The sequence below is a fragment of the Streptococcus sp. 959 genome, assembly GCF_013277075.1.
GTDB classification, from domain to species: domain Bacteria; phylum Bacillota; class Bacilli; order Lactobacillales; family Streptococcaceae; genus Streptococcus; species Streptococcus pseudopneumoniae_C.
Genome location: NZ_VMMF01000010.1, coordinates 32,603 through 57,147, shown reverse-complemented (window position 1 = coordinate 57,147; position 24,545 = coordinate 32,603). Strand labels below are relative to the sequence as shown.

Here is a 24,545-nt window from a genome sequence, read left to right as displayed (position 1 = left end):
ATGAAATGGGAAAATATCAATTAGACGATAAGGGGCGCGCACAAGTGGCCCGTTATCACGAGAAACACTCTAAAGGTGGAGCTGGTAAAAAAGAACGTTTACTCAGCCTCAGAGAACAATTTTTAAACAAGAATAAGAAAAAATAAAAGTGAGAGTTAGCTCTCGCTTTTCTCTTAGTAGGAGGTAAGGATGGAACTACGCAGACCAAGATTAGCAGATAAGACAGCTGTTATAGACATGATGGAGGAATTTGAAAAATATCAGTCGCCTCACGACGGTGGTTTTTGGGATACAGAGAATTTTTCTTATGAAGACTGGTTAGAAAACAATCAGAATCAGGAAATGGGGATTAATCTGCCTGAAGGATGGGTTCCAGCAATTCAGCTAGTAGCTTTTTCCGAGAAAGGTCAAGCACTTGGATTTCTTAATCTCCGATTGCGCCTCAGTGACTATTTGCTAGAAGTAGGTGGACACATCGGCTACTCCATCCGCCCTTCTGAAAGAGGTAAAGGTTATGCCAAAAAAGCCCTCAGACAAGGCCTGAAAGTTGCTAAGGAAAAGAACATCAAGAAGGCTCTGGTGACCTGTAGTGTGAATAATCCTGCTAGCAGAGCAGTCATTCTAGCAAATGGAGGTCTCATTGAGGATGTTCGTAATAGAGTCGAGCGTTATTGGATAGAGGTAGCGAATGAATAATCCAAAACCACAAGAATGGAAAAGCGAGGAACTCAGTCAAGGGCGTATCATTGACTACAAGGCCTTTAATTTTGTAGATGGAGAAGGAGTGCGCAACTCTCTCTATGTATCGGGTTGTATGTTTCACTGCGAGGGGTGCTATAATGTTGCCACTTGGTCTTTTAATGCTGGCATTCCCTATACAGCAGAGCTAGAAGAACAAATCATGGCAGATCTTGCTCAGCCCTATGTTCAAGGTTTGACCTTGCTGGGAGGGGAGCCCTTTCTCAATACGGGCATTCTCTTGACGCTCGTTAAACGCATCCGAAAGGAATTGCCAGACAAAGACATCTGGTCCTGGACGGGCTACACTTGGGAAGAAATGATGCTGGAGACCCCAGATAAATTGGAACTTTTATCACTGATTGACATTCTTGTCGATGGACGGTATGATCGAACTAAGAGAAATCACATGCTCCAGTTTCGAGGTTCGTCCAATCAACGAATTATCGATGTGCAAAAATCCCTCAAAAGTGGGCAAGTAGTGATTTGGGACAAGCTTAATGACGGAAAAGAAAGCTATGAACAGGTGAGGAGAGAATGAAGAGAAAAGACTTAATAGACCAGCTTGTCTCAGAAATAGAAACGGGAAAAGTCAGGACACTAGGTATATACGGTCATGGGGCTTCGGGTAAATCAACCTTTGCACAGGAATTGTACCAAATCCTAGATTCTGCAAAGGTAAACTTATTGGAAACCGATCCTTACATTGCTTCAAATCGTCATTTAGTGGTGCCAAAGGAGACTCCAGACCAAAAAGTGACCGCTTGTTTACCTGTGGCTCATGAACTGGCAAGTTTGCAGAGAGATATTCACGCATTGCAGGCAGGTATGGATGTCTTGACAATTGAAGAGCCTTGGAAGGCTAGTGAGGTCTTGTCTGGAACGAAACCGGTTCTGATTGTCGAAGGGATGTCTGTTGGTTTTCTTCCTAAAGAACTATTTGACAGAACAATCTGTTTCTACACGGATGAAGAGACCGAATTAAAGCGGCGCCTAGCTCGAGATACGACTGTGAGAAATCGCGATGCATCCGTTATATTGGCTACTCATCAGATGAGACGGGAGCAGTATCTGCGATATTATAAAGAAACTGAGTCAAGGGCGGACATTCTAGTGGATCAATCAGAAGATAAATTTGATGTCAAGAGGACTTAACTTATCATAGAAGAAAATCCCTAATTTTAAAAAGAAAAAATAGGAAAACAGTTTCATTGTAAAAAAACGAAAAAACAGCAACAAATCCCTTGCAATCGTAGGGGCTTTGTGTTATTCTATTATGGTGCTGTAAATTACAGCTTTAGCTTTGATGCAAGAGGTTGCGACACGCTCGGTTGCATTGCCACGCAACACCGCGTCGGTTTTCTTGTGGAGCTAGCCTATTATCTTAAATAGACGAAAAGGAGAAAAAGATGGCAAACAAAAAAATCCGTATCCGTTTGAAAGCTTACGAACACCGTACGCTTGACACAGCGGCTGCAAAAATCGTAGAATCAGCTACTCGTACAGGTGCACAAGTTGCGGGTCCAATCCCACTTCCAACTGAACGTAGCCTATACACAATTATTCGTGCGACTCACAAATATAAAGACTCTCGCGAACAATTTGAAATGCGTACACACAAACGTTTGATCGATATCGTTAACCCAACTCAAAAAACAGTTGATGCTTTGATGAAATTGGATCTTCCAAGTGGTGTAAACGTAGAAATCAAACTTTAATCTAAAGCTTGATACCTTGAGCATAAAAAACGCTCGTTAAAAACTTTTTGAACAAAAAATATAGAAAAGGAACTATTTTCTCATGACAAAAGGAATCTTAGGGAAAAAAGTGGGAATGACTCAAATCTTCACTGAAGCTGGCGAATTGATCCCTGTAACAGTTATTGAAGCAACTCCAAACGTTGTTCTTCAAGTTAAAACTGTTGAAACAGACGGATACAACGCTATCCAAGTTGGTTTCGATGACAAACGCGAAGTATTGAGCAACAAACCTGCTAAAGGACATGTAGCGAAAGCTAACACGGCTCCTAAGCGCTTCATTCGTGAATTCAAAAACGTTGAAGGCTTGGAAGTTGGTGCTGAAATTACAGTTGAAATATTCGCAGCTGGAGACGTTGTTGACGTAACTGGTACTTCTAAAGGTAAAGGTTTCCAAGGTGTTATCAAACGCCACGGACAATCACGTGGACCAATGGCTCACGGTTCTCGTTACCACCGTCGTCCAGGTTCAATGGGACCTGTTGCACCTAACCGCGTATTCAAAGGTAAAAACCTTGCAGGACGTATGGGTGGCGACCGTGTAACAATTCAAAACCTTGAAGTTGTACAAGTTGTTCCAGAAAAGAACGTTATCCTTATCAAAGGTAACGTACCAGGTGCTAAGAAATCTCTTATCACTATCAAATCAGCAGTTAAAGCTGGTAAATAATAAAGAAAGGGGAAATCAGTCACAATGGCAAACGTAACATTATTTGACCAAACTGGTAAAGAAGCTGGCCAAGTTGTTCTTAACGATGCAGTATTTGGTATTGAACCAAATGAATCAGTTGTGTTTGATGTGATCATCAGCCAACGCGCAAGCCTTCGTCAAGGAACACACGCTGTTAAAAACCGCTCTGCAGTATCAGGTGGTGGACGCAAACCATGGCGTCAAAAAGGAACTGGACGTGCTCGTCAAGGTTCTATCCGCTCACCACAATGGCGTGGTGGTGGTGTTGTCTTCGGACCAACTCCACGTTCATACGGCTACAAACTTCCACAAAAAGTTCGTCGCCTAGCTCTTAAATCAGTTTACTCTGAAAAAGTTGCTGAAAACAAATTCGTAGCTGTAGACGCTCTTTCATTTACAGCTCCAAAAACTGCTGAATTTGCAAAAGTTCTTGCAGCATTGAGCATCGATTCTAAAGTTCTTGTTATCCTTGAAGAAGGAAATGAATTCGCAGCTCTTTCAGCTCGTAACCTTCCAAACGTGAAAGTTGCAACTGCTACAACTGCAAGTGTTCTTGACATCGCAAATAGCGACAAACTTCTTGTCACACAAGCAGCTATCTCTAAAATCGAGGAGGTTCTTGCATAATGAATTTGTATGATGTTATCAAAAAACCTGTCATCACTGAAAGCTCAATGGCTCAACTTGAAGCAGGGAAATATGTATTTGAAGTTGACACTCGTGCACACAAACTTTTGATCAAGCAAGCTGTTGAAGCTGCTTTCGAAGGTGTTAAAGTTGCCAACGTTAACACAATCAACGTAAAACCTAAAGCTAAACGTGTTGGACGTTACACTGGTTTTACTAACAAAACTAAAAAAGCTATCATCACACTTACAGCTGATTCAAAAGCAATCGAGTTGTTTGTTGCTGAAGCTGAATAATCTAAGGAGGAAATATCGTGGGAATTCGTGTTTATAAACCAACAACAAACGGTCGCCGTAATATGACTTCTTTGGATTTCGCTGAAATCACAACAAGCACTCCTGAAAAATCATTGCTTGTTGCATTGAAGAGCAAGGCTGGTCGTAACAACAACGGTCGTATCACTGTTCGTCACCAAGGTGGTGGACACAAACGTTTCTACCGTTTGGTTGACTTCAAACGTAATAAAGACAACGTTGAAGCAGTTGTTAAAACAATCGAGTACGATCCAAACCGTTCTGCAAACATCGCTCTTGTACACTATACTGACGGTGTGAAAGCATACATCATCGCTCCAAAAGGTCTTGAAGTAGGTCAACGTATCGTTTCAGGTCCAGAAGCAGATATCAAAGTCGGAAACGCTCTTCCACTTGCTAACATCCCAGTTGGTACTTTGATCCACAACATCGAGTTGAAACCAGGTCGTGGTGGTGAATTGGTACGTGCTGCTGGAGCATCTGCTCAAGTATTGGGTTCTGAAGGTAAATACGTTCTTGTTCGTCTTCAATCAGGTGAAGTTCGTATGATTCTTGGAACTTGCCGTGCTACAGTTGGTGTTGTCGGAAACGAACAACATGGACTTGTAAACCTTGGTAAAGCAGGACGTAGCCGTTGGAAAGGTATCCGCCCAACAGTTCGTGGTTCTGTAATGAACCCTAACGATCACCCACACGGTGGTGGTGAAGGTAAAGCACCAGTTGGTCGTAAAGCACCATCTACTCCATGGGGCAAACCTGCTCTTGGTCTTAAAACTCGTAACAAGAAAGCGAAATCTGACAAACTTATCGTTCGTCGTCGCAACGAGAAATAATATTAAACTAGTCGCTTAAGCCACTAGTAAATCCGCCAGCTCGGTAGCGCTCCATGTGAGCGCAAGCCGCTGTGGTACAACATTTAAAGGAGAAATATAAAAATGGGACGCAGTCTTAAAAAAGGACCTTTCGTCGATGAGCATTTGATGAAAAAAGTTGAAGCTCAAGCTAACGACGAAAAGAAAAAAGTTATTAAAACTTGGTCACGTCGTTCAACGATCTTCCCAAGTTTCATTGGTTACACTATTGCAGTTTATGACGGACGTAAACACGTACCTGTTTACATCCAAGAAGACATGGTAGGTCACAAACTTGGTGAATTTGCACCAACTCGTACTTACAAAGGTCACGCTGCAGACGACAAGAAAACACGTAGAAAATAAGGAGAACATAAATGGCAGAAATTACTTCAGCTAAAGCAATGGCTCGTACAGTACGTGTTTCACCTCGTAAATCACGTCTTGTTCTTGATAACATCCGTGGTAAAAGCGTAGCCGATGCAATCGCAATCTTGACATTCACTCCAAACAAAGCTGCTGAAATCATCTTGAAAGTTTTGAACTCAGCTGTAGCTAACGCTGAAAACAACTTTGGTTTGGATAAAGCTAACTTGGTAGTATCTGAAGCATTCGCAAACGAAGGACCAACTATGAAACGTTTCCGTCCACGTGCGAAAGGTTCAGCTTCACCAATCAACAAACGTACAGCTCACATCACTGTAGCTGTTGCAGAAAAATAAGGAGGTAAAATCGTGGGTCAAAAAGTACATCCAATTGGTATGCGTGTCGGCATCATCCGTGATTGGGATGCCAAATGGTATGCTGAAAAAGAATACGCGGATTACCTTCATGAAGATCTTGCAATCCGTAAATTCGTTCAAAAAGAACTTGCTGACGCAGCAGTTTCAACTATCGAAATCGAACGCGCAGTAAACAAAGTTAACGTTTCACTTCACACTGCTAAACCAGGTATGGTTATCGGTAAAGGTGGTGCTAACGTTGATGCACTTCGTGCAAAACTTAACAAATTGACTGGAAAACAAGTACACATCAACATCATCGAAATCAAACAACCTGATTTGGATGCTCACCTTGTAGGTGAAGGAATTGCTCGTCAATTGGAGCAACGTGTTGCTTTCCGTCGTGCACAAAAACAAGCAATCCAACGTGCAATGCGTGCTGGAGCTAAAGGAATCAAAACTCAAGTATCAGGTCGTTTGAACGGTGCAGATATCGCCCGTGCTGAAGGATACTCTGAAGGAACTGTTCCACTTCACACACTTCGTGCAGATATCGATTACGCTTGGGAAGAAGCAGATACTACATACGGTAAACTTGGTGTTAAAGTATGGATCTACCGTGGTGAAGTTCTTCCAGCTCGCAAAAACACTAAAGGAGGTAAATAACCAATGTTAGTACCTAAACGTGTTAAACACCGTCGTGAATTCCGTGGAAAAATGCGCGGTGAAGCAAAAGGTGGAAAAGAAGTAGCATTCGGTGAATACGGTCTTCAAGCTACAACTAGCCACTGGATCACTAACCGCCAAATCGAAGCTGCTCGTATCGCCATGACTCGTTATATGAAACGTGGTGGTAAAGTTTGGATTAAAATCTTCCCACACAAATCATACACTGCTAAAGCTATCGGTGTGCGTATGGGATCTGGTAAAGGGGCACCTGAAGGTTGGGTAGCACCAGTTAAACGTGGTAAAGTGATGTTCGAAATCGCTGGTGTATCTGAAGAGATCGCACGCGAAGCGCTTCGTCTTGCAAGCCACAAATTGCCAGTTAAATGTAAATTCGTAAAACGTGAAGCAGAATAAGGAGAAGGCATGAAACTTAATGAAGTAAAAGAATTTGTTAAAGAACTTCGTGGTCTTTCTCAAGAAGAACTCGCGAAGCGCGAAAACGAATTGAAAAAAGAATTGTTTGAACTTCGTTTCCAAGCTGCTACTGGTCAATTGGAACAAACAGCTCGCTTGAAAGAAGTTAAAAAACAAATTGCTCGTATTAAAACAGTTCAATCTGAAGCGAAATAATAGACTAGGGAAGGAGAAATTTCAATGGAACGCAATAATCGTAAAGTTCTTGTTGGACGTGTTGTATCTGACAAAATGGACAAGACAATCACAGTTGTAGTTGAAACAAAACGTAACCACCCAGTCTATGGTAAACGTATTAACTACTCTAAAAAATACAAAGCTCATGATGAAAACAATGTTGCCAAAGAAGGCGATATCGTACGTATCATGGAAACTCGTCCGCTTTCAGCTACAAAACGTTTCCGTCTTGTAGAAGTTGTTGAAGAAGCGGTCATCATCTAATCAAACCTGAAAGGAGAAAACTGAAATGATTCAAACAGAAACTCGTTTGAAAGTCGCAGACAACAGCGGTGCTCGCGAAATCTTGACTATCAAAGTTCTTGGTGGTTCAGGACGTAAATTTGCAAACATCGGTGATGTTATCGTGGCATCTGTAAAACAAGCTACTCCTGGTGGTGCGGTTAAAAAAGGTGACGTTGTTAAAGCAGTTATCGTTCGTACTAAATCAGGTGCTCGTCGTGCTGATGGTTCATACATCAAATTTGACGAAAACGCAGCAGTTATCATCCGTGAAGACAAAACTCCTCGCGGAACACGTATCTTTGGCCCAGTTGCACGTGAATTGCGTGAAGGTGGCTTCATGAAGATCGTGTCACTTGCTCCAGAAGTACTTTAATTTTTAGAAACAAACTAGTCCCCTAGCTTTAAGCTAGGGTGCCCTTATGGGCGTAAGAAAAATCAAGGAGAAACCTAATGTTTGTAAAAAAAGGCGACAAAGTTCGCGTAATCGCTGGTAAAGATAAGGGAACAGAAGCTGTTGTCCTTACTGCCCTTCCAAAAGTAAACAAAGTTATCGTTGAAGGTGTTAACATCGTTAAGAAACACCAACGTCCAACTAACGAACTTCCTCAAGGTGGTATCATCGAGAAAGAAGCAGCTATCCACGTATCAAACGTTCAAGTATTGGATAAAAATGGTGTAGCTGGTCGTGTTGGTTACAAATTTGTAGACGGTAAAAAAGTTCGCTACAACAAAAAATCAGGCGAAGTGCTTGATTAATCACGAAGGAAAGGAGAAGTATAATGGCAAATCGTTTAAAAGAAAAATATCTTAATGAAGTAGTTCCTGCTTTGACAGAACAATTCAACTACTCATCAGTGATGGCTGTGCCTAAAGTAGATAAGATCGTTTTGAACATGGGTGTTGGTGAAGCTGTATCAAACGCTAAAAGTCTTGAAAAAGCTGCTGAAGAATTGGCACTTATCTCAGGTCAAAAACCACTTATCACTAAAGCTAAAAAATCAATCGCCGGCTTCCGTCTTCGTGAAGGTGTTGCGATCGGTGCAAAAGTTACCCTTCGTGGTGAACGTATGTACGAATTCTTGGATAAATTGGTTTCAGTTTCACTTCCACGTGTACGTGACTTCCACGGTGTTCCAACAAAATCATTTGATGGACGCGGAAACTACACACTTGGTGTGAAAGAACAATTGATTTTCCCAGAAATCAACTTCGATGACGTTGACAAAACTCGTGGTCTTGACATCGTTATCGTAACAACTGCTAACACTGACGAAGAGTCACGTGCATTGCTTACAGGCCTTGGAATGCCTTTTGCAAAATAATATAGGAGGTAAATCTAATGGCTAAAAAATCAATGATTGCTAAGAACAAACGTCCAGCGAAGTTCTCTACTCAAGCTTATACTCGTTGTGAAAAATGTGGTCGTCCACATTCAGTTTACCGCAAATTTAAACTTTGCCGTGTTTGCTTCCGTGAATTAGCTTACAAAGGACAAATCCCAGGCGTTACCAAAGCATCTTGGTAATTCTAGCTTTCAATCCCGTCGTGATTCGTCGTTATCTGCTTTTGCCTAACTCAAGTTATGCCTGCAAGCAGATGCCTAGAATCACTTAGGAATTGAAACCTAGAAACATATTCTGAGCCTAGCTCAATCATTAACTAGCAAGTGCAACTTGCAAACTACTAGTAAGAGGAGAAAAACAAAATGGTTATGACTGACCCAATCGCAGACTTCCTAACTCGTATTCGTAACGCTAACCAAGCTAAACACGAAGTACTTGAAGTACCTGCATCAAACATCAAAAAAGGGATTGCTGAAATCCTTAAACGCGAAGGTTTTGTAAAAAACGTTGAAATCATCGAAGATGACAAACAAGGCATCATCCGTGTATTCCTTAAATACGGACCAAACGGTGAAAAAGTTATCACTAACTTGAAACGTGTTTCTAAACCAGGACTTCGTGTCTACAAAAAACGTGAAGATCTTCCAAAAGTTCTTAACGGACTTGGAATTGCTATCCTTTCAACTTCTGAAGGTTTGCTTACTGATAAAGAAGCACGCCAAAAGAATGTTGGTGGTGAGGTTATCGCTTACGTTTGGTAATATTTAGCTCCCAATTTCTTTGTGACTCTTCGTTATCGTCTCTTGCCTAACCCAAAGTTATGCCTGCGAGACGATGTCTAGATTCACTTTGAAATTGAAACCTAAATGTTCCTTCAAATCGAGAAATCGATTTAACCCCGTGAAAACTGGCCGATCTGGCCTGACAATTTAACAGGAGAAATTAAACATGTCACGTATTGGTAATAAAGTTATCGTGTTGCCTGCTGGTGTTGAACTCACTAACAATGACAACGTTGTAACTGTAAAAGGACCTAAAGGAGAACTTACTCGTGAGTTCTCAAAAGATATTGAAATCCGTGTGGAAGGTACTGAAGTAACTCTTCACCGTCCAAACGATTCAAAAGAAATGAAAACTATCCACGGAACTACTCGTGCCCTTTTGAACAACATGGTTGTTGGTGTATCAGAAGGATTCAAGAAAGAACTTGAAATGCGCGGGGTTGGTTACCGTGCACAACTTCAAGGAACTAAACTTGTTTTGGCTGTTGGTAAATCTCATCCAGACGAAGTTGAAGCTCCAGAAGGAATTACTTTTGAACTTCCAAACCCAACAACAATTGTTGTTAGCGGAATTTCAAAAGAAGTAGTTGGTCAAACAGCTGCTTACGTACGTAGCCTTCGTTCACCAGAGCCATATAAAGGTAAAGGTATCCGTTACGTTGGTGAATTTGTTCGCCGTAAAGAAGGTAAAACAGGTAAATAATGTTGAGTGGTTGATTATCAACCACCAACCTATTTTCCAACTTTGTGCATAGCACACGATTTAAAACTAAAGAGGTGAAAACTGTGATTTCAAAACCAGATAAAAACAAACTCCGCCAAAAACGCCACCGTCGCGTTCGCGGAAAACTCTCTGGAACTGCTGATCGCCCACGTTTGAACGTATTCCGTTCTAATACAGGCATCTACGCTCAAGTGATTGATGACGTAGCGGGTGTAACGCTCGCAAGTGCTTCAACTCTTGACAAAGAAGTTTCAAAAGGAACTAAAACTGAACAAGCCGTTGCTGTCGGTAAACTCGTTGCAGAACGTGCAAACGCTAAAGGTATTTCAGAAGTGGTGTTCGACCGCGGTGGATATCTATATCACGGACGTGTGAAAGCTTTGGCTGATGCAGCTCGTGAAAACGGATTGAAATTCTAATAGGAGGACACTAGAAAATGGCATTTAAAGACAATGCAGTTGAATTAGAAGAACGCGTAGTTGCTGTCAACCGTGTTACAAAAGTTGTTAAAGGTGGACGTCGTCTTCGTTTCGCAGCTCTTGTTGTTGTTGGTGACCACAACGGTCGCGTAGGATTTGGTACTGGTAAAGCTCAAGAAGTTCCAGAAGCAATCCGTAAAGCAGTAGACGATGCTAAGAAAAACTTGATCGAAGTTCCTATGGTTGGAACAACAATCCCACACGAAGTTCTTTCAGAATTCGGTGGAGCTAAAGTATTGTTGAAACCTGCTGTAGAAGGTTCTGGAGTTGCCGCTGGTGGTGCAGTTCGTGCCGTTGTGGAATTGGCAGGTGTGGCAGATATTACATCTAAATCACTTGGTTCTAACACTCCAATCAACATTGTTCGTGCAACTGTTGAAGGTTTGAAACAATTGAAACGCGCTGAAGAAGTTGCTGCCCTTCGTGGTATTTCAGTTTCTGATTTGGCATAAGAAAGGGGATAAAATGGCTCAAATTAAAATTACTTTGACTAAGTCTCCAATCGGACGCATTCCATCACAACGTAAAACTGTTGTAGCACTTGGACTTGGCAAATTGAACAGCTCTGTTATTAAAGAAGACAACGCTGCTATCCGTGGTATGATCACAGCAGTATCTCACTTGGTAACAGTTGAAGAAGTAAACTAATGAATCTTTAGGGGATGTGCAGTATACCATCCCCTAAAACTAGATATAGTCATCTATGATGATGTCGTATAGGCGAGTTGATAGGGGAGACAACCTTTTCTCCCTTATCGGCGCTAGCATTTTACAAAAGAGGAGAAAATAAAAATGAAACTTCATGAATTGAAACCTGCAGAAGGTTCTCGTAAAGTACGTAACCGCGTTGGTCGTGGTACTTCATCAGGTAACGGTAAAACATCTGGTCGTGGTCAAAAAGGTCAAAAAGCTCGTAGCGGTGGCGGAGTTCGCCTTGGTTTTGAAGGTGGACAAACTCCATTGTTCCGTCGTCTTCCAAAACGTGGATTCACTAACATCAACGCTAAAGAATACGCAATTGTGAACCTTGACCAATTGAACGTCTTTGAAGATGGTGCTGAAGTTACTCCAGTTGTTCTTATCGAAGCAGGAATTGTTAAAGCTGAAAAATCAGGCGTTAAGATTCTTGGTAACGGTGAGTTGACTAAGAAATTGACTGTGAAAGCAGCTAAATTCTCTAAATCAGCTGAAGAAGCTATCACTGCTAAAGGTGGTTCAGTAGAAGTCATCTAAGAGAGGTGACCTATGTTTTTTAAATTATTAAGAGAAGCTCTTAAAGTCAAGCAGGTTCGATCAAAAATTTTGTTTACAATTTTTATCGTGTTGGTCTTTCGTATCGGAACTAGTATTACGGTTCCTGGTGTGAATGCCAATAGCTTGAATGCTTTAAGTGGATTATCCTTCTTAAACATGTTGAGCTTAGTGTCAGGGAATGCCATGAAAAACTTCTCAGTTTTTGCACTTGGTGTTAGTCCCTACATTACAGCCTCTATCGTTGTCCAACTCTTGCAAATGGATATTTTACCAAAATTTGTAGAGTGGGGGAAACAAGGGGAAGTAGGTCGAAGAAAATTGAATCAAGCTACTCGTTATATTGCTCTTGGTCTAGCCTTTGTGCAATCTATCGGGATTACAGCTGGTTTTAATACTTTGGCTGGAGCTCAATTATTGAAAACGGCTCTTACTCCACAAGTCTTTATCATGATTGGTATCATCTTAACAGCTGGTAGCATGATTGTGACGTGGTTGGGAGAGCAAATTACAGATAAGGGATACGGAAATGGTGTATCTATGATTATCTTTGCCGGGATTGTTGCTTCAATTCCAGAGATGATTCAGGGAATCTATGTAGACTACTTTGTGAATGTCCCGAGTAGCCGTATCAACTCATCTATCATTTTCGTAATCATCTTGATTATTGCTGTATTGTTGATCATTTACTTTACAACTTATGTTCAACAAGCAGAATACAAAATTCCAATCCAATATACTAAGGTTGCACAAGGTGCTCCATCTAGCTCTTACCTTCCTTTGAAGGTAAACCCTGCTGGAGTTATCCCTGTTATCTTTGCAAGTTCGATTACTGCAGCTCCAGCGGCTATTCTTCAGTTTTTGAGCGCTACAGGTCATGATTGGGCTTGGGTAAGAACAGTACAAGAAATGCTGGCAACAACTTCACCAACTGGTATTGCCATGTATGCTTTATTGATTATTCTCTTTACATTCTTCTACACGTTTGTACAGATTAATCCTGAAAAAGCGGCAGAGAACCTACAAAAGAGCGGTGCCTATATCCACGGAGTTCGTCCTGGTAAAGGTACAGAAGAATATATGTCTAAACTTCTTCGTCGTCTTGCAACTGTTGGTTCCCTCTTCCTTGGTGTGATTTCTATTTTACCGATTGTAGCGAAAGATTTCTTTGGACTTTCAGAAGCGGTTGCTTTTGGAGGAACAAGTCTTTTGATCATTATCTCTACAGGTATTGAAGGAATTAAACAATTGGAAGGATACCTATTGAAACGTAAGTATGTTGGTTTCATGGATAGAACAGAATAAAAGTATTTACTGATACTCTTCGAAAATCAAATTCAAACCACGTCAGCTTCACCTTGCCGTACTCAAGTACAGCCTGTGGCTAGCTTCCTAGTTTGCTCTTTGATTTTCATTGAGTATGAATCAGTAAATGCTGAGGGAGTGGAGGTTTAAACTCTGACATTTGTGAGAGTTTGGTCTCCCCTCTTCTATTTTGTTTTTAAATAGGGGTGAAAAGACTTTTTGCTTCTATTTAAAAATAAAATAAGGAGATCAAATCATGAATCTTTTGATTATGGGCTTACCTGGTGCAGGTAAGGGAACTCAAGCAGCAAAAATCGTAGAACAATTCCATGTTGCACATATCTCAACAGGTGATATGTTCCGTGCTGCTATGGCAAATCAAACTGAAATGGGTGTTCTTGCCAAGTCATACATTGACAAGGGTGAATTGGTTCCTGACGAAGTTACAAATGGAATCGTAAAAGAACGTCTTTCACAAGATGATATTAAAGAAACAGGATTCTTGTTGGATGGTTACCCACGTACAATTGAACAAGCTCATGCCTTGGACAAAACATTGGCTGAACTTGGCATTGAACTAGAAGGTGTCATCAACATTGAAGTGAATCCAGATAGCCTCTTGGAACGTTTGAGTGGTCGTATCATCCACCGCGTAACTGGAGAAACTTTCCACAAGGTCTTTAACCCACCAGTTGACTATAAAGAAGAAGATTACTACCAACGTGAAGATGATAAACCTGAGACAGTAAAACGTCGTTTGGACGTTAATATTGCTCAAGGAGAACCAATTATTGCTCACTATCGTGCCAAAGGTTTGGTTCATGATATCGAAGGTAATCAAGATATCAATGATGTCTTCTCAGATATCGAAAAAGTATTGACAAATTTGAAATAAAGCGTTTTTCACACTTGCAAAAATCCGCTATAAATGTTATACTGAGATAGTCTGACTTATAATTGTTGTCTCTGTGTCTAGAGGCATCGAATCGAAATTTATGGAGGTGCTTTTGCGTGGCAAAAGACGATGTGATTGAAGTTGAAGGCAAAGTAGTTGATACAATGCCGAATGCAATGTTTACGGTTGAACTTGAAAATGGACATCAGATTTTAGCAACAGTTTCTGGTAAAATTCGTAAAAACTATATTCGTATTTTAGCGGGAGATCGTGTTACTGTCGAAATGAGTCCATATGACTTGACACGTGGACGTATCACTTACCGCTTTAAATAATCGAAAAACTTGGAGGGATAAGAAATGAAAGTAAGACCATCGGTCAAACCAATTTGCGAATACTGTAAAGTTATTCGTCGTAATGGTCGTGTTATGGTAATTTGCCCAGCAAATCCAAAACACAAACAACGTCAAGGATAAGATAGAAAGGAGAAAACATGGCTCGTATTGCTGGAGTTGACATTCCAAATGACAAACGCGTAGTAATCTCATTGACTTATGTTTATGGTATCGGACTTGCAACATCTAAGAAAATTTTGGCTGCTGCTGGAATCTCAGAAGATGTTCGTGTACGTGATCTTACATCAGATCAAGAAGATGCTATCCGTCGTGAAGTGGATGCAATCAAAGTTGAAGGTGACCTTCGTCGTGAAGTAAACTTGAACATCAAACGTTTGATGGAAATCGGTTCATACCGTGGTATCCGTCACCGTCGTGGACTTCCTGTCCGTGGACAAAATACTAAAAACAACGCTCGCACTCGTAAAGGTAAAGCTGTTGCGATTGCTGGTAAGAAAAAATAATATAGGAGGTAAAAGTCTTGGCTAAACCAACACGTAAACGTCGTGTGAAAAAGAATATCGAATCTGGTATTGCTCATATTCACGCTACATTTAATAACACTATTGTTATGATTACTGATGTGCATGGTAATGCAATTGCTTGGTCATCAGCTGGTGCTCTTGGTTTCAAAGGTTCTCGTAAATCTACACCATTCGCTGCTCAAATGGCTTCAGAAGCTGCTGCTAAATCTGCACAAGAACACGGTCTTAAATCAGTTGAAGTTACTGTAAAAGGTCCAGGTTCTGGTCGTGAGTCAGCTATTCGTGCGCTTGCTGCCGCTGGTCTTGAAGTAACAGCAATTCGCGATGTGACTCCAGTGCCACACAATGGTGCTCGTCCTCCAAAACGTCGCCGTGTATAATCATCGCATTACACTGCTTTTCGTTTAAGAGGGAGTAACTAAATGATCGAGTTTGAAAAACCAAATATAACAAAAATTGATGAAAATAAAGATTATGGCAAGTTTGTAATCGAACCACTTGAACGTGGCTACGGTACAACTCTTGGTAACTCTCTTCGTCGTGTACTTCTAGCTTCTCTACCAGGAGCAGCTGTGACATCTATTAACATTGATGGTGTGTTACATGAGTTTGACACAGTTCCAGGTGTTCGTGAAGACGTGATGCAAATCATTCTGAACATTAAAGGAATTGCAGTGAAATCGTACGTTGAAGACGAAAAAATCATCGAACTGGATGTTGAAGGTCCTGCTGAAGTAACAGCTGGTGACATTTTGACAGATAGCGATATTGAAATTGTAAATCCAGATCATTATCTCTTTACAATCGGTGAAGGTTCTTCTCTAAAAGCGACTATGACTGTTAACAGTGGTCGTGGATATGTACCTGCAGATGAAAATAAAAAGGATAATGCACCAGTTGGGACACTTGCTGTAGATTCTATTTATACACCAGTTACCAAAGTCAACTATCAAGTTGAACCTGCTCGTGTAGGTAGCAACGATGGTTTTGACAAACTAACCCTTGAAATCTTGACAAATGGAACAATTATTCCAGAAGATGCTTTAGGGCTTTCAGCACGTATTTTGACAGAACATCTTGATTTGTTTACAAATCTTACTGAGATTGCTAAGTCAACTGAAGTGATGAAAGAAGCTGATACTGAATCTGACGACCGTATTTTGGATCGTACGATTGAGGAACTGGACTTATCTGTGCGTTCATACAACTGTTTGAAACGTGCCGGTATCAATACTGTGCATGATTTGACAGAAAAATCTGAAGCAGAGATGATGAAAGTACGAAATCTTGGACGCAAGAGTTTGGAAGAAGTGAAACTCAAACTCATTGATTTAGGTCTTGGATTAAAAGATAAATAAAGGAGGAATACATGGCTTACCGTAAACTAGGACGCACTAGCTCACAACGTAAAGCAATGCTTCGCGATTTGACAACTGACCTTTTGATCAACGAATCAATCGTGACAACTGAAGCTCGTGCTAAAGAAATCCGTAAAACTGTTGAAAAAATGATTACTCTAGGTAAACGTGGTGATTTGCATGCACGTCGTCAAGCAGCTGCTTTCGTACGTAATGAAATCGCATCTGAAAACTATGATGAAGCAACTGATAAGTACACTTCTACTACAGCACTTCAAAAATTGTTCTCAGAAATCGCACCTCGTTATGCTGAACGTAACGGTGGATACACTCGTATCCTTAAAACTGAACCACGTCGTGGTGATGCAGCGCCAATGGCGATCATCGAATTAGTATAAAATCATCAATTTTGTTGAGTGTTATGATGATGGAGTCTTGTGCTCTTAGTCTAGCTCTGGTCTACCGCTAGGATTTCGGTCCTAGCGGGAACACTCATCATAAGTTGGGATAGTAGACGCTTGTTTACGAAATTGTTTTTTGCTTAAGAACAACTTCGTAAGCAGGCGTTTTTGAGTATTTTAGTTAGAATTATGCTATACTATTTGAAAAGAATCCTGTTTAATGTTCAGGTTTCCTATTAAAAGAAGAATTGGAGTTTGCTTATGAAAGCGATTATAACTGTTGTTGGTAAAGATAAATCTGGAATTGTTGCAGGTGTTTCTGGTAAAATTGCAGAATTGGGTTTGAACATAGACGATATCTCTCAAACTGTTTTGGATGAATATTTTACGATGATGGCTGTCGTCTCTAGTGATGAAAAGCAAGATTTCACTTATCTTCGTAATGAATTCGAAGCTTTTGGACAAACTTTGAATGTGAAAATTAATATTCAAAGTGCTGCGATTTTTGAAGCTATGTATAATATTTAGGAGTTACACATGGATATTAGACAAGTTACTGAAACCATCGCCATGATTGAGGAGCAAAACTTCGATATCAGAACCATTACTATGGGAATTTCCCTTTTGGACTGTATCGATCCAGATATCAATCGTGCTGCTGAGAAAATTTATCAAAAGATTACGACTAAGGCGGCTAATTTAGTGGCTGTTGGGGATGAGATTGCGGCTGAGTTGGGAATTCCAATCGTTAATAAGCGTGTATCGGTGACTCCTATTTCTCTGATTGGGGCTGCGACAGATGCGACGGACTACGTGGTTCTGGCAAAAGCGCTTGATAAGGCTGCGAAAGAGATTGGTGTGGACTTTATTGGTGGTTTTTCTGCCTTGGTACAAAAGGGTTATCAAAAGGGAGATGAGATTCTCATCAATTCTATTCCTCTTGCTTTGGCAGAAACGGACAAGGTCTGCTCGTCAGTTAATATCGGCTCAACCAAGTCTGGTATTAATATGACGGCTGTGGCAGATATGGGACGTATTATTAAGGAAACGGCTCATCTATCTGATATGGGGGCAGCTAAGCTGGTTGTATTTGCTAATGCTGTTGAGGACAATCCATTTATGGCGGGTGCCTTCCACGGTGTTGGGGAAGCAGATGTTATCATCAATGTCGGGGTTTCTGGTCCTGGTGTGGTGAAGCGTGCCTTGGAAAAAGTTCGTGGAGAGAGTTTTGATGTAGTAGCTGAAACGGTCAAGAAGACTGCTTTTAAAATCACTCGTATCGGTCAATTGGTTGGTCAAATGGCCAGCGAGAGATTGGGTGTGGAGTTTGGTATTGTAGACTTGAGTTTGGCGCCAACTCCTGCGGTTGGGGATTCTGTGGCACGTGTCCTTGAGGAGATGGGACTAGAAACAGTTGGTACGCATGGAACGACGGCTGCCTTGGCTCTCTTGAACGACCAAGTTAAGAAGGGCGGAGTGATGGCCTGCAACCAAGTCGGTGGTTTGTCTGGTGCCTTTATCCCCGTCTCTGAGGATGAGGGGATGATTGCTGCAGTGCAAACTGGTTCTCTTAATTTAGAAAAACTAGAAGCCATGACGGCTATCTGTTCTGTTGGATTGGATATGATTGCCATCCCAGAGGATACGCCTGCTGAAACCATTGCTGCTATGATTGCAGATGAAGCTGCAATTGGTGTTATTAACATGAAGACAACGGCTGTTCGTATCATTCCAAAAGGAAAAGAAGGAGATATGATTGAGTTTGGTGGCTTATTAGGAACTGCACCTGTTATGAAGGTCAATGGAGCTTCTTCTGTTGATTTCATCTCTCGTGGAGGACAAATCCCAGCACCAATTCATAGTTTTAAAAATTAAGAAAATAGGAGAAATTTTAAGTTCTATTTAAGGTTAGGTGTGTATACTATAATCATTAAATAAAGACCTCCTAATATTATTTGAAACAGATAACTCTGATTTAGTTTGAATTTGATTTTCATCTAATATCTTTATTTAATAGAACTCCTAAACTTTTTCATAATAATCTCCTGCAAAAGTCACCTGTCTGGGTGGCTTTTGTTTTATCATCCATGATATAATAGAAGCAAACGGAGGACGGAAAATGGTAAAAGTACGATTGTATTTGGTACGTCATGGCAAGACCATGTTTAACACGATTGGTCGCGCGCAAGGTTGGAGCGATACTCCCTTAACAGCTGAAGGTGAGCGAGGAATTCAAGAATTAGGGATTGGTTTGCGAGAGTCTGGTCTACAGTTTGAGCGCGCTTATTCCAGTGATTCTGGTCGCACCATTCAGACAATGGGAATCATACTTGAAGAACTGGGCTTGCAGGGGAAAATCCCATATCGCATGGACAAGCGTATCAGAGAATGGTGTTTCGGTAGCTTTGATGGAGCCTACGATGGTGATCTTTTCATGGGTATTATTCCTCGTATCTTTAATGTGGACCACGTTCACCAATTGTCTTATGCTGAACTGGCTGAGGGCTTGGTAGAGGTTGATACAGCTGGTTGGGCTGAAGGCTGGGAAAAACTCAGTGGTCGAATCAAGGAAGGCTTTGAAGCGATTGGCAAAGAAATGGAAGAACAAGGTGGGGGCAATGCTCTCGTTGTTAGCCATGGAATGACCATTGGAACCATTGTTTATCTGATTAATGGCATGCACCCGCATGGTCTCGATAATGGTAGCGTGACGATCCTTGAATATGAGGACGGCCAGTTTAGCGTTGAGGTTGTTGGTGACCGTAGTTACCGAGAACTAGGACGGGAGAAGATGCGAGAGACAAATAATCAATAGAAGTTAGCTCCAAATGGAGCTAATTTTTTATACTGCTACATAATCTGGATTTGCGATTCGGTCTTTCTTGCCATCCAAGTCCAAAAGAACATTTCTCATCTTTCAAATTCCCTCAAAAATGGTATAATAGTAACATCACAAAATTGGAGAGAGACCATGAGTTTTTACAATCATAAAGAAATTGAGCCTAAGTGGCAGGGCTACTGGGCAGAACATCATACATTTAAGACAGGAACAGATGCATCAAAACCGAAGTTTTATGCTCTCGATATGTTCCCTTATCCGTCTGGAGCGGGTCTGCACGTAGGACACCCAGAAGGCTATACCGCAACTGATATCCTCAGCCGTTACAAACGTGCGCAAGGCTACAATGTCCTTCACCCAATGGGCTGGGATGCTTTTGGTTTGCCTGCAGAGCAATACGCTATGGATACAGGTAATGACCCAGCAGAATTTACAGCTGAAAACATTGCCAACTTCAAACGTCAAATCAATGCGCTTGGATTCTCTTACGACTGGGATCGTGAAGTCAACACAACAGATCCAAACTATTACAAGTGGACTCAATGGATTTTCACAAAGCTTTACGAAAAGGGCTTGGCTTATGAAGCGGAAGTGCCAGTAAACTGGGTTGAAGAGTTGGGAACAGCCATTGCCAACGAAGAAGTCCTTCCTGATGGAACTTCTGAGCGTGGAGGCTATCCAGTTGTCCGCAAACCGATGCGCCAATGGATGCTAAAAATCACGGCCTATGCAGAGCGTCTGCTTAACGATTTGGATGAACTTGACTGGCCAGAGTCTATCAAGGACATGCAACGCAACTGGATTGGTAAATCAACTGGTGCCAATGTAACCTTTAAAGTTAAGGGAACAGACAAGGAATTCACAGTCTTTACGACTCGTCCGGACACCCTTTTCGGTGCGACTTTCACTGTTTTGGCTCCTGAGCATGACTTGGTTGACTCTATCACAAGTCCGGAGCAAGCAGAGGCTGTAGCAGACTACAAACACCAAGCTAGTCTCAAGTCTGACTTGGCTCGTACAGATCTTGCTAAGGAAAAAACAGGAGTTTGGACTGGTGCTTATGCCATCAATCCTGTCAATGGCAAGGAAATTCCAATCTGGATTGCGGACTATGTTCTTGCTAGCTATGGGACAGGTGCGGTAATGGCTGTACCTGCTCATGACCAACGTGACTGGGAATTTGCCAAACAATTTGACCTTCCAATCGTAGAGGTGCTGGAAGGTGGAAATGTAGCAGAAGCTGCCTACACAGAAGATGGACTTCATGTCAATTCAGACTTCCTAAATGGATTGAATAAAGAAGATGCTATTGCTAAGATTGTGGCTTGGTTGGAAGAGAAAGGTTGTGGACAAGAGAAAGTTACTTACCGTCTCCGCGACTGGCTCTTTAGTCGTCAACGTTACTGGGGTGAGCCAATCCCAATCATTCATTGGGAAGATGGAACTTCAACAACTGTCCCTGAAAATGAATTGCCACTTGTCTTGCCTGTAACCAAGGATATTCGCCCTTCAGGTACAGGGGAAAGTCCATTGGCTAACTTGACAGACTGGCTTGAAGTGACTCGTGAAGATGGCGTCAAAGGTCGTCGTGAAACAAACACCATGCCACAATGGGCTGGATCAAGCTGGTACTACCTCCGCTATATTGATCCACACAATACTGAGAAATTGGCTGATGAGGACCTTCTCAAACAATGGTTGCCAGTAGATATCTACGTGGGTGGTGCGGAACATGCTGTACTTCACTTGCTTTACGCTCGCTTCTGGCACAAATTCCTCTATGACCTCGGTGTTGTTCCAACTAAGGAACCATTCCAAAAACTCTTTAACCAAGGAATGATTTTGGGAACCAGCTACCGTGACCACCGTGGCGCGCTTGTAGCGACTGACAAGGTTGAGAAACGTGACGGTTCCTTCTTCCATGTAGAAACAGGAGAAGAGTTGGAGCAAGCACCAGCTAAGATGTCTAAATCTCTTAAGAACGTTGTTAATCCAGACGACGTGGTGGAACAATACGGTGCCGACACTCTTCGTGTCTATGAAATGTTCATGGGCCCACTTGATGCGTCTATCGCTTGGTCTGAAGAAGGTCTAGAAGGAAGCCGTAAATTCCTTGACCGTGTTTACCGTTTGATTACAAGTAAAGAAATCGTCGAAGAAAACAATGGCGCTCTCGACAAGGTTTATAACGAAACCGTTAAAGCTGTCACAGAGCAAATCGAGTCTATGAAATTCAACACAGCTATTGCCCAACTCATGGTCTTTGTCAACGCTGCTAACAAGGAAGACAAACTCTATGTGGACTACGCCAAAGGCTTTATCCAATTGATTGCTCCATTTGCACCTCACTTGGCAGAAGAACTCTGGCAAACTGTTGCAGCGACAGGTGAATCAATCTCTTACGTGGCTTGGCCAACATGGGACGAAAGTAAATTGGTTGAAGACGAAATCGAAATCGTTGTCCAAATCAAAGGGAAAGTCCGTGCCAAATTGATGGTCGCTAAAGATCTATCACGTGAAGAATTGCAAGAAATTGCTCTCGCTGATGAAAAAGTCAAAGCAGAAATTGACGGTAAGGAAATCGTGAAAGTGATTGCGGTACCGAATAAATTGGTTAATATTGTTGTGAAATAAGATAAGAATCCTTCAGAGTAGAATCTGGAGGATTTTTTGAATGAAAAATATAATTCTGTTTCCATCATCTCACCACTTAACCTCTCATTTTAACCACTTATCTCAAAAGTCGATTTTTCTTTCATACTTTTTGTTAAACTGGTTAGGTAAAGAGGAGGAAATAAATATGATTTTACAAGCTAAACATTTGACTAAATGGTACGGCGATCATATGGCTGTTGACGATATTCAGTTAGAGTTTGAAAAAGGGAGTTTTAATGCTATTTTGGGTCCAAATGGTGCAGGAAAATCAACCACCATTTCCATGTTAATCGGTTTGAAAAAGCCTACAAAAGGTCAGATTCGATATGCGCCAAATACGAAAATCGGAGTAGTTTTTCAAGCTAGTGTACTGGATGACATGTTGACGGTTAGGGAAAATCTTACGATTCGTGCTCAACAGTATAAGGAGATTGTTGCAAGTCGTGTGGATGATTTGATCCATCAACTGGGTTTGACTGCTTTCCAGAAGCAACTATATGGGACTTTGTCAGGTGGGCAAAAACGTAGGGTTGATATTGCGCGTGCTCTTCTTTCACAGCCAGATATTCTTTTCTTAGATGAACCAACGACAGGTCTAGATATTCAGACTCGCAAAGCCATTTGGGATTTACTGTCTCGACTACAAAAGGATGAAGGGATGACTATTATCTTAACGACTCATTATCTGGATGAAGCGGATGAAGCGGATCAGATTTATATCGTTGATCATGGGAAAATGATTGCGCAAGGTTCTGCGACGGTTATTAAAAGTCAGTATGCATCTAATATTCTAAAAATTCGTTTTAAAGAAATGAAGGATTTAGAAAAGTTGCTACAGACTGGAATGACAGTAAAGGAAGAAAATGAGTTGGAATATCTTTTTTATCCAAGGACATCACTGGAAGCTATTGAATATTTGGCAAAAGTACGAGAAGAAATTGATTCTTTTGAGTTTCGTCCAGGTACCATGGATGATGCCTTTATTGCACTTACAGGAAGAGAGGTTCGCTAATGTTATCTTTATTGAAACGGAATTTTATCTTATATTTTCGTAATCGTTCAGGAGTATTTTTCTCATTATTGGGGGCATTGATTTCCTTCCTCCTTTATATCATTTTTTTGCAGAAGAACTTGACAGATGCTTGGTCCCAACTCCCTGATAATACGAACCTTTTAAATAACTGGCTGATGGGTGGGACCTTGGCTGTGACTGGGATTACAACCAGTTTTACGGCTCTTACACAAATGGTACAGGATCGTGAAAATCAAGTGGATCAAGATCTCTTCTTGACAGATTTGGGTAGCTGGGGTTTACAGGTGTCCTATCTAATCAGTAGTATTGCCATCTCTTTTGTCATGCAGGTGTTTATGTTTGCTGTTATGGGGCTTTATTTTAAAGAGAGTCCAGTTATCAGTCATTTACCGGAAATTGCTTTGATTATGTTGTTAAGTAGTCTGCTTTCAAGTTTGATAAATATTCTCTTGATTTACCGTTTTCAATCTGTAGATAGCCTTGGCAAACTGGCAACTATAGTGGGAACTGCTTCTGGATTTTTAGTAGGAACTTATGTCCCTATTGGAGTATTACCTGATTTTGCACAGATTATCATGAAGTGTACCCCTGCAACTTATATTGCTTCTCTCTATAGACAAATTTTAATGAAAGAACCATTAGAGACTGCATTTACAGGAAATAGCAGATTGTTAAAGGAATTTCAAGAAAAAATGGGAATCCAAATCAACTGGCAAGAACTATTGACAAAGGAAGAGACATACTTTATAGTGGTTATTATATGTCTCGTCGCTATTCTTCTTTGGCTTTTATTTGTTAAAGTATTTAGCAAGAGAAAATAAAAGTATATTGGAGAGAAAATGAAGATTCGTTTTGAAATGAAGGCAGAGTTTTCAGAAAAGGACCCACATATTGTAATTCAGGCAGCTCAGTTAACCGGCCAAGCAAGGGAAATCATGGAGTATTTAGAACAATTTTCAACGACCAATCAGGTGGCCATTCCTATTCGAACGGATGATTATCTGGTTATGGTGAAAATTGAGGATCTTATTCTAGCTGATATTGACAAGAATTTATTAACCATTTATACGGTAGACGGGATTTATAAAACTAAGGAAACATTGACAAACTTTCAGAATCGGATTAATCGGCGTAACTTTATACAGATATCACGCCATTCAATTATAAACATTGACCACTTAGAATCGTTATCAGATAGTTTTTCAGGGAACATGATGGCTAAAATGACTCGGGGCATCAAATCTAGTGTGAGTCGGAAATACGTTAAGTCCTTAATGAATTATCTAGGTTTATAG

The 24,545-nt window shown here is 41.1% G+C and carries 40 protein-coding genes; all 40 read left to right on the top strand.

Annotated features, from left to right (window positions below; all coding sequences use genetic code 11):
* Positions 1 to 5: 5 nt before the first annotated feature.
* The 40 genes from HT717_RS03440 to HT717_RS03245 all read left to right on the top strand — a co-directional run bounded on the left by HT717_RS03440 (position 6) and on the right by HT717_RS03245 (position 24,545).
* Positions 6 to 146 (top strand): hypothetical protein, encoded by a 141-nt coding sequence (locus HT717_RS03440; RefSeq protein WP_049540586.1) that lies wholly within the window; start codon positions 6 to 8, stop codon positions 144 to 146.
* Positions 147 to 189: 43 nt separating this feature from the next.
* On the top strand, positions 190 to 696 hold the full coding sequence (locus HT717_RS03435; protein ID WP_049540587.1) for a GNAT family N-acetyltransferase: 507 nt from the start codon (positions 190 to 192) through the stop codon (positions 694 to 696).
* Positions 689 to 1,279 (top strand): anaerobic ribonucleoside-triphosphate reductase activating protein, encoded by a 591-nt coding sequence (gene nrdG, locus HT717_RS03430; protein WP_173304393.1) that lies wholly within the window; start codon positions 689 to 691, stop codon positions 1,277 to 1,279. Before HT717_RS03435 ends, nrdG begins: the two co-directional genes overlap by 8 nt.
* Entirely contained in the window at positions 1,276 to 1,893 is a 618-nt protein-coding gene (locus HT717_RS03425) for a phosphoribulokinase (protein WP_049540592.1), read from the top strand. Before nrdG ends, HT717_RS03425 begins: the two co-directional genes overlap by 4 nt.
* A gap of 254 nt (positions 1,894 to 2,147) precedes the next feature.
* Complete coding sequence (rpsJ, locus tag HT717_RS03420; protein ID WP_001284513.1) at positions 2,148 to 2,456, top strand: 30S ribosomal protein S10; 309 nt, start codon at positions 2,148 to 2,150, stop codon at positions 2,454 to 2,456.
* An 82-nt stretch (positions 2,457 to 2,538) separates the two neighbouring features.
* Positions 2,539 to 3,165: a 50S ribosomal protein L3 gene (gene rplC / locus HT717_RS03415; RefSeq protein WP_049540594.1), complete on the top strand. Its 627-nt coding sequence runs from the start codon at positions 2,539 to 2,541 to the stop codon at positions 3,163 to 3,165.
* A gap of 24 nt (positions 3,166 to 3,189) precedes the next feature.
* On the top strand, positions 3,190 to 3,813 hold the full coding sequence (gene rplD / locus HT717_RS03410; RefSeq protein ID WP_000024537.1) for a 50S ribosomal protein L4: 624 nt from the start codon (positions 3,190 to 3,192) through the stop codon (positions 3,811 to 3,813).
* Positions 3,813 to 4,109, top strand: coding sequence for a 50S ribosomal protein L23 (locus HT717_RS03405; protein WP_033678519.1), 297 nt, complete (start codon positions 3,813 to 3,815; stop codon positions 4,107 to 4,109). Before rplD ends, HT717_RS03405 begins: the two co-directional genes overlap by 1 nt.
* Before the next feature lie 17 nt (positions 4,110 to 4,126).
* The gene (rplB, locus tag HT717_RS03400; RefSeq protein ID WP_000512911.1) at positions 4,127 to 4,960 is read left to right on the top strand and encodes a 50S ribosomal protein L2; all 834 of its coding nucleotides are present in this window, start codon (positions 4,127 to 4,129) and stop codon (positions 4,958 to 4,960) included.
* Between the two features lie 102 nt (positions 4,961 to 5,062).
* Positions 5,063 to 5,344 carry a 30S ribosomal protein S19 gene (gene rpsS, locus HT717_RS03395; protein ID WP_000533766.1) on the top strand — a complete coding sequence of 94 codons (282 nt, stop codon included), beginning with the start codon at positions 5,063 to 5,065 and terminating at the stop codon, positions 5,342 to 5,344.
* 11 nt (positions 5,345 to 5,355) lie between these two features.
* Positions 5,356 to 5,700, top strand: coding sequence for a 50S ribosomal protein L22 (gene rplV, locus HT717_RS03390; protein ID WP_000818137.1), 345 nt, complete (start codon positions 5,356 to 5,358; stop codon positions 5,698 to 5,700).
* Between the two features lie 12 nt (positions 5,701 to 5,712).
* Positions 5,713 to 6,366 carry a 30S ribosomal protein S3 gene (gene rpsC / locus HT717_RS03385; protein ID WP_000529936.1) on the top strand — a complete coding sequence of 218 codons (654 nt, stop codon included), beginning with the start codon at positions 5,713 to 5,715 and terminating at the stop codon, positions 6,364 to 6,366.
* A gap of 3 nt (positions 6,367 to 6,369) precedes the next feature.
* Positions 6,370 to 6,783 carry a 50S ribosomal protein L16 gene (gene rplP, locus HT717_RS03380; RefSeq protein WP_000960946.1) on the top strand — a complete coding sequence of 138 codons (414 nt, stop codon included), beginning with the start codon at positions 6,370 to 6,372 and terminating at the stop codon, positions 6,781 to 6,783.
* A 9-nt stretch (positions 6,784 to 6,792) separates the two neighbouring features.
* Entirely contained in the window at positions 6,793 to 6,999 is a 207-nt protein-coding gene (rpmC, locus tag HT717_RS03375; RefSeq protein ID WP_000772918.1) for a 50S ribosomal protein L29, read from the top strand.
* A gap of 24 nt (positions 7,000 to 7,023) precedes the next feature.
* Positions 7,024 to 7,284 carry a 30S ribosomal protein S17 gene (gene rpsQ, locus HT717_RS03370; RefSeq protein WP_000440801.1) on the top strand — a complete coding sequence of 87 codons (261 nt, stop codon included), beginning with the start codon at positions 7,024 to 7,026 and terminating at the stop codon, positions 7,282 to 7,284.
* 25 nt (positions 7,285 to 7,309) lie between these two features.
* Positions 7,310 to 7,678 (top strand): 50S ribosomal protein L14, encoded by a 369-nt coding sequence (gene rplN / locus HT717_RS03365; protein WP_000616545.1) that lies wholly within the window; start codon positions 7,310 to 7,312, stop codon positions 7,676 to 7,678.
* Between the two features lie 77 nt (positions 7,679 to 7,755).
* Positions 7,756 to 8,061: a 50S ribosomal protein L24 gene (gene rplX / locus HT717_RS03360; protein ID WP_000497691.1), complete on the top strand. Its 306-nt coding sequence runs from the start codon at positions 7,756 to 7,758 to the stop codon at positions 8,059 to 8,061.
* Between the two features lie 23 nt (positions 8,062 to 8,084).
* Positions 8,085 to 8,627, top strand: a complete 543-nt coding sequence (gene rplE, locus HT717_RS03355) for a 50S ribosomal protein L5 (RefSeq protein WP_000013542.1) — start codon at positions 8,085 to 8,087, stop codon at positions 8,625 to 8,627.
* Between the two features lie 17 nt (positions 8,628 to 8,644).
* Positions 8,645 to 8,830: a type Z 30S ribosomal protein S14 gene (locus tag HT717_RS03350; protein WP_001085697.1), complete on the top strand. Its 186-nt coding sequence runs from the start codon at positions 8,645 to 8,647 to the stop codon at positions 8,828 to 8,830.
* A 180-nt stretch (positions 8,831 to 9,010) separates the two neighbouring features.
* A complete protein-coding gene (gene rpsH, locus HT717_RS03345) occupies positions 9,011 to 9,409 on the top strand; it encodes a 30S ribosomal protein S8 (RefSeq protein WP_000245504.1) in 399 nt (132 codons plus the stop codon).
* Between the two features lie 187 nt (positions 9,410 to 9,596).
* Positions 9,597 to 10,133 carry a 50S ribosomal protein L6 gene (gene rplF / locus HT717_RS03340; RefSeq protein WP_033684406.1) on the top strand — a complete coding sequence of 179 codons (537 nt, stop codon included), beginning with the start codon at positions 9,597 to 9,599 and terminating at the stop codon, positions 10,131 to 10,133.
* Between the two features lie 83 nt (positions 10,134 to 10,216).
* A complete protein-coding gene (gene rplR / locus HT717_RS03335; RefSeq protein ID WP_000624044.1) occupies positions 10,217 to 10,573 on the top strand; it encodes a 50S ribosomal protein L18 in 357 nt (118 codons plus the stop codon).
* 17 nt (positions 10,574 to 10,590) lie between these two features.
* Positions 10,591 to 11,085: a 30S ribosomal protein S5 gene (gene rpsE / locus HT717_RS03330; protein WP_000874202.1), complete on the top strand. Its 495-nt coding sequence runs from the start codon at positions 10,591 to 10,593 to the stop codon at positions 11,083 to 11,085.
* 13 nt (positions 11,086 to 11,098) lie between these two features.
* Positions 11,099 to 11,281: a 50S ribosomal protein L30 gene (gene rpmD, locus HT717_RS03325; protein ID WP_000057241.1), complete on the top strand. Its 183-nt coding sequence runs from the start codon at positions 11,099 to 11,101 to the stop codon at positions 11,279 to 11,281.
* 144 nt (positions 11,282 to 11,425) lie between these two features.
* The gene (gene rplO / locus HT717_RS03320; protein WP_000766089.1) at positions 11,426 to 11,866 is read left to right on the top strand and encodes a 50S ribosomal protein L15; all 441 of its coding nucleotides are present in this window, start codon (positions 11,426 to 11,428) and stop codon (positions 11,864 to 11,866) included.
* Positions 11,867 to 11,878: 12 nt separating this feature from the next.
* Entirely contained in the window at positions 11,879 to 13,189 is a 1,311-nt protein-coding gene (gene secY, locus HT717_RS03315) for a preprotein translocase subunit SecY (RefSeq protein ID WP_173304391.1), read from the top strand.
* A 256-nt stretch (positions 13,190 to 13,445) separates the two neighbouring features.
* On the top strand, positions 13,446 to 14,084 hold the full coding sequence (locus HT717_RS03310; RefSeq protein ID WP_001050436.1) for an adenylate kinase: 639 nt from the start codon (positions 13,446 to 13,448) through the stop codon (positions 14,082 to 14,084).
* A gap of 116 nt (positions 14,085 to 14,200) precedes the next feature.
* Entirely contained in the window at positions 14,201 to 14,419 is a 219-nt protein-coding gene (infA, locus tag HT717_RS03305) for a translation initiation factor IF-1 (protein WP_001029883.1), read from the top strand.
* Between the two features lie 24 nt (positions 14,420 to 14,443).
* Positions 14,444 to 14,560 (top strand): 50S ribosomal protein L36, encoded by a 117-nt coding sequence (gene rpmJ, locus HT717_RS03300; protein ID WP_001808836.1) that lies wholly within the window; start codon positions 14,444 to 14,446, stop codon positions 14,558 to 14,560.
* 17 nt (positions 14,561 to 14,577) lie between these two features.
* Entirely contained in the window at positions 14,578 to 14,943 is a 366-nt protein-coding gene (gene rpsM, locus HT717_RS03295) for a 30S ribosomal protein S13 (protein ID WP_000090781.1), read from the top strand.
* Between the two features lie 17 nt (positions 14,944 to 14,960).
* On the top strand, positions 14,961 to 15,344 hold the full coding sequence (rpsK, locus tag HT717_RS03290) for a 30S ribosomal protein S11 (protein WP_001118385.1): 384 nt from the start codon (positions 14,961 to 14,963) through the stop codon (positions 15,342 to 15,344).
* Positions 15,345 to 15,386: 42 nt separating this feature from the next.
* Entirely contained in the window at positions 15,387 to 16,322 is a 936-nt protein-coding gene (locus HT717_RS03285) for a DNA-directed RNA polymerase subunit alpha (protein ID WP_000568988.1), read from the top strand.
* 11 nt (positions 16,323 to 16,333) lie between these two features.
* Positions 16,334 to 16,720 carry a 50S ribosomal protein L17 gene (gene rplQ, locus HT717_RS03280; RefSeq protein WP_000331493.1) on the top strand — a complete coding sequence of 129 codons (387 nt, stop codon included), beginning with the start codon at positions 16,334 to 16,336 and terminating at the stop codon, positions 16,718 to 16,720.
* Between the two features lie 264 nt (positions 16,721 to 16,984).
* Entirely contained in the window at positions 16,985 to 17,251 is a 267-nt protein-coding gene (locus HT717_RS03275) for an ACT domain-containing protein (RefSeq protein ID WP_000644124.1), read from the top strand.
* Positions 17,252 to 17,260: 9 nt separating this feature from the next.
* Positions 17,261 to 18,598, top strand: a complete 1,338-nt coding sequence (locus tag HT717_RS03270; RefSeq protein WP_049540601.1) for a PFL family protein — start codon at positions 17,261 to 17,263, stop codon at positions 18,596 to 18,598.
* Between the two features lie 244 nt (positions 18,599 to 18,842).
* A complete protein-coding gene (locus HT717_RS03265; protein WP_049540602.1) occupies positions 18,843 to 19,538 on the top strand; it encodes a histidine phosphatase family protein in 696 nt (231 codons plus the stop codon).
* A gap of 156 nt (positions 19,539 to 19,694) precedes the next feature.
* Entirely contained in the window at positions 19,695 to 22,196 is a 2,502-nt protein-coding gene (gene leuS, locus HT717_RS03260) for a leucine--tRNA ligase (RefSeq protein ID WP_049540605.1), read from the top strand.
* Between the two features lie 166 nt (positions 22,197 to 22,362).
* Positions 22,363 to 23,229: an ABC transporter ATP-binding protein gene (locus HT717_RS03255; protein ID WP_173304389.1), complete on the top strand. Its 867-nt coding sequence runs from the start codon at positions 22,363 to 22,365 to the stop codon at positions 23,227 to 23,229.
* Positions 23,229 to 24,071 (top strand): ABC transporter permease, encoded by an 843-nt coding sequence (locus tag HT717_RS03250; protein WP_173304387.1) that lies wholly within the window; start codon positions 23,229 to 23,231, stop codon positions 24,069 to 24,071. The genes HT717_RS03255 and HT717_RS03250 overlap by 1 nt, the downstream gene beginning before the upstream one ends.
* 18 nt (positions 24,072 to 24,089) lie before the next feature.
* The gene (locus HT717_RS03245; protein ID WP_173304384.1) at positions 24,090 to 24,545 is read left to right on the top strand and encodes a LytTR family DNA-binding domain-containing protein; all 456 of its coding nucleotides are present in this window, start codon (positions 24,090 to 24,092) and stop codon (positions 24,543 to 24,545) included.

What these genes read in the sequence shown, in the direction of transcription:
- HT717_RS03440 (WP_049540586.1), top strand. Translation starts at nt 6, where the DNA reads ATGGGAAAATATCAATTAGACGATAAGGGGCGCGCACAAGTGGCCCGT.
- HT717_RS03435 (WP_049540587.1), top strand. Translation starts at nt 190, where the DNA reads ATGGAACTACGCAGACCAAGATTAGCAGATAAGACAGCTGTTATAGAC.
- nrdG (WP_173304393.1), top strand. Translation starts at nt 689, where the DNA reads ATGAATAATCCAAAACCACAAGAATGGAAAAGCGAGGAACTCAGTCAA.
- HT717_RS03425 (WP_049540592.1), top strand. Translation starts at nt 1,276, where the DNA reads ATGAAGAGAAAAGACTTAATAGACCAGCTTGTCTCAGAAATAGAAACG.
- rpsJ (WP_001284513.1), top strand. Translation starts at nt 2,148, where the DNA reads ATGGCAAACAAAAAAATCCGTATCCGTTTGAAAGCTTACGAACACCGT.
- rplC (WP_049540594.1), top strand. Translation starts at nt 2,539, where the DNA reads ATGACAAAAGGAATCTTAGGGAAAAAAGTGGGAATGACTCAAATCTTC.
- rplD (WP_000024537.1), top strand. Translation starts at nt 3,190, where the DNA reads ATGGCAAACGTAACATTATTTGACCAAACTGGTAAAGAAGCTGGCCAA.
- HT717_RS03405 (WP_033678519.1), top strand. Translation starts at nt 3,813, where the DNA reads ATGAATTTGTATGATGTTATCAAAAAACCTGTCATCACTGAAAGCTCA.
- rpsS (WP_000533766.1), top strand. Translation starts at nt 5,063, where the DNA reads ATGGGACGCAGTCTTAAAAAAGGACCTTTCGTCGATGAGCATTTGATG.
- rplV (WP_000818137.1), top strand. Translation starts at nt 5,356, where the DNA reads ATGGCAGAAATTACTTCAGCTAAAGCAATGGCTCGTACAGTACGTGTT.
- rplP (WP_000960946.1), top strand. Translation starts at nt 6,370, where the DNA reads ATGTTAGTACCTAAACGTGTTAAACACCGTCGTGAATTCCGTGGAAAA.
- rpmC (WP_000772918.1), top strand. Translation starts at nt 6,793, where the DNA reads ATGAAACTTAATGAAGTAAAAGAATTTGTTAAAGAACTTCGTGGTCTT.
- rpsQ (WP_000440801.1), top strand. Translation starts at nt 7,024, where the DNA reads ATGGAACGCAATAATCGTAAAGTTCTTGTTGGACGTGTTGTATCTGAC.
- rplN (WP_000616545.1), top strand. Translation starts at nt 7,310, where the DNA reads ATGATTCAAACAGAAACTCGTTTGAAAGTCGCAGACAACAGCGGTGCT.
- rplX (WP_000497691.1), top strand. Translation starts at nt 7,756, where the DNA reads ATGTTTGTAAAAAAAGGCGACAAAGTTCGCGTAATCGCTGGTAAAGAT.
- rplE (WP_000013542.1), top strand. Translation starts at nt 8,085, where the DNA reads ATGGCAAATCGTTTAAAAGAAAAATATCTTAATGAAGTAGTTCCTGCT.
- HT717_RS03350 (WP_001085697.1), top strand. Translation starts at nt 8,645, where the DNA reads ATGGCTAAAAAATCAATGATTGCTAAGAACAAACGTCCAGCGAAGTTC.
- rpsH (WP_000245504.1), top strand. Translation starts at nt 9,011, where the DNA reads ATGGTTATGACTGACCCAATCGCAGACTTCCTAACTCGTATTCGTAAC.
- rplF (WP_033684406.1), top strand. Translation starts at nt 9,597, where the DNA reads ATGTCACGTATTGGTAATAAAGTTATCGTGTTGCCTGCTGGTGTTGAA.
- rpsE (WP_000874202.1), top strand. Translation starts at nt 10,591, where the DNA reads ATGGCATTTAAAGACAATGCAGTTGAATTAGAAGAACGCGTAGTTGCT.
- rpmD (WP_000057241.1), top strand. Translation starts at nt 11,099, where the DNA reads ATGGCTCAAATTAAAATTACTTTGACTAAGTCTCCAATCGGACGCATT.
- rplO (WP_000766089.1), top strand. Translation starts at nt 11,426, where the DNA reads ATGAAACTTCATGAATTGAAACCTGCAGAAGGTTCTCGTAAAGTACGT.
- secY (WP_173304391.1), top strand. Translation starts at nt 11,879, where the DNA reads ATGTTTTTTAAATTATTAAGAGAAGCTCTTAAAGTCAAGCAGGTTCGA.
- HT717_RS03310 (WP_001050436.1), top strand. Translation starts at nt 13,446, where the DNA reads ATGAATCTTTTGATTATGGGCTTACCTGGTGCAGGTAAGGGAACTCAA.
- rpmJ (WP_001808836.1), top strand. Translation starts at nt 14,444, where the DNA reads ATGAAAGTAAGACCATCGGTCAAACCAATTTGCGAATACTGTAAAGTT.
- rpsM (WP_000090781.1), top strand. Translation starts at nt 14,578, where the DNA reads ATGGCTCGTATTGCTGGAGTTGACATTCCAAATGACAAACGCGTAGTA.
- HT717_RS03285 (WP_000568988.1), top strand. Translation starts at nt 15,387, where the DNA reads ATGATCGAGTTTGAAAAACCAAATATAACAAAAATTGATGAAAATAAA.
- rplQ (WP_000331493.1), top strand. Translation starts at nt 16,334, where the DNA reads ATGGCTTACCGTAAACTAGGACGCACTAGCTCACAACGTAAAGCAATG.
- HT717_RS03275 (WP_000644124.1), top strand. Translation starts at nt 16,985, where the DNA reads ATGAAAGCGATTATAACTGTTGTTGGTAAAGATAAATCTGGAATTGTT.
- HT717_RS03270 (WP_049540601.1), top strand. Translation starts at nt 17,261, where the DNA reads ATGGATATTAGACAAGTTACTGAAACCATCGCCATGATTGAGGAGCAA.
- HT717_RS03265 (WP_049540602.1), top strand. Translation starts at nt 18,843, where the DNA reads ATGGTAAAAGTACGATTGTATTTGGTACGTCATGGCAAGACCATGTTT.
- leuS (WP_049540605.1), top strand. Translation starts at nt 19,695, where the DNA reads ATGAGTTTTTACAATCATAAAGAAATTGAGCCTAAGTGGCAGGGCTAC.
- HT717_RS03255 (WP_173304389.1), top strand. Translation starts at nt 22,363, where the DNA reads ATGATTTTACAAGCTAAACATTTGACTAAATGGTACGGCGATCATATG.
- HT717_RS03250 (WP_173304387.1), top strand. Translation starts at nt 23,229, where the DNA reads ATGTTATCTTTATTGAAACGGAATTTTATCTTATATTTTCGTAATCGT.
- HT717_RS03245 (WP_173304384.1), top strand. Translation starts at nt 24,090, where the DNA reads ATGAAGATTCGTTTTGAAATGAAGGCAGAGTTTTCAGAAAAGGACCCA.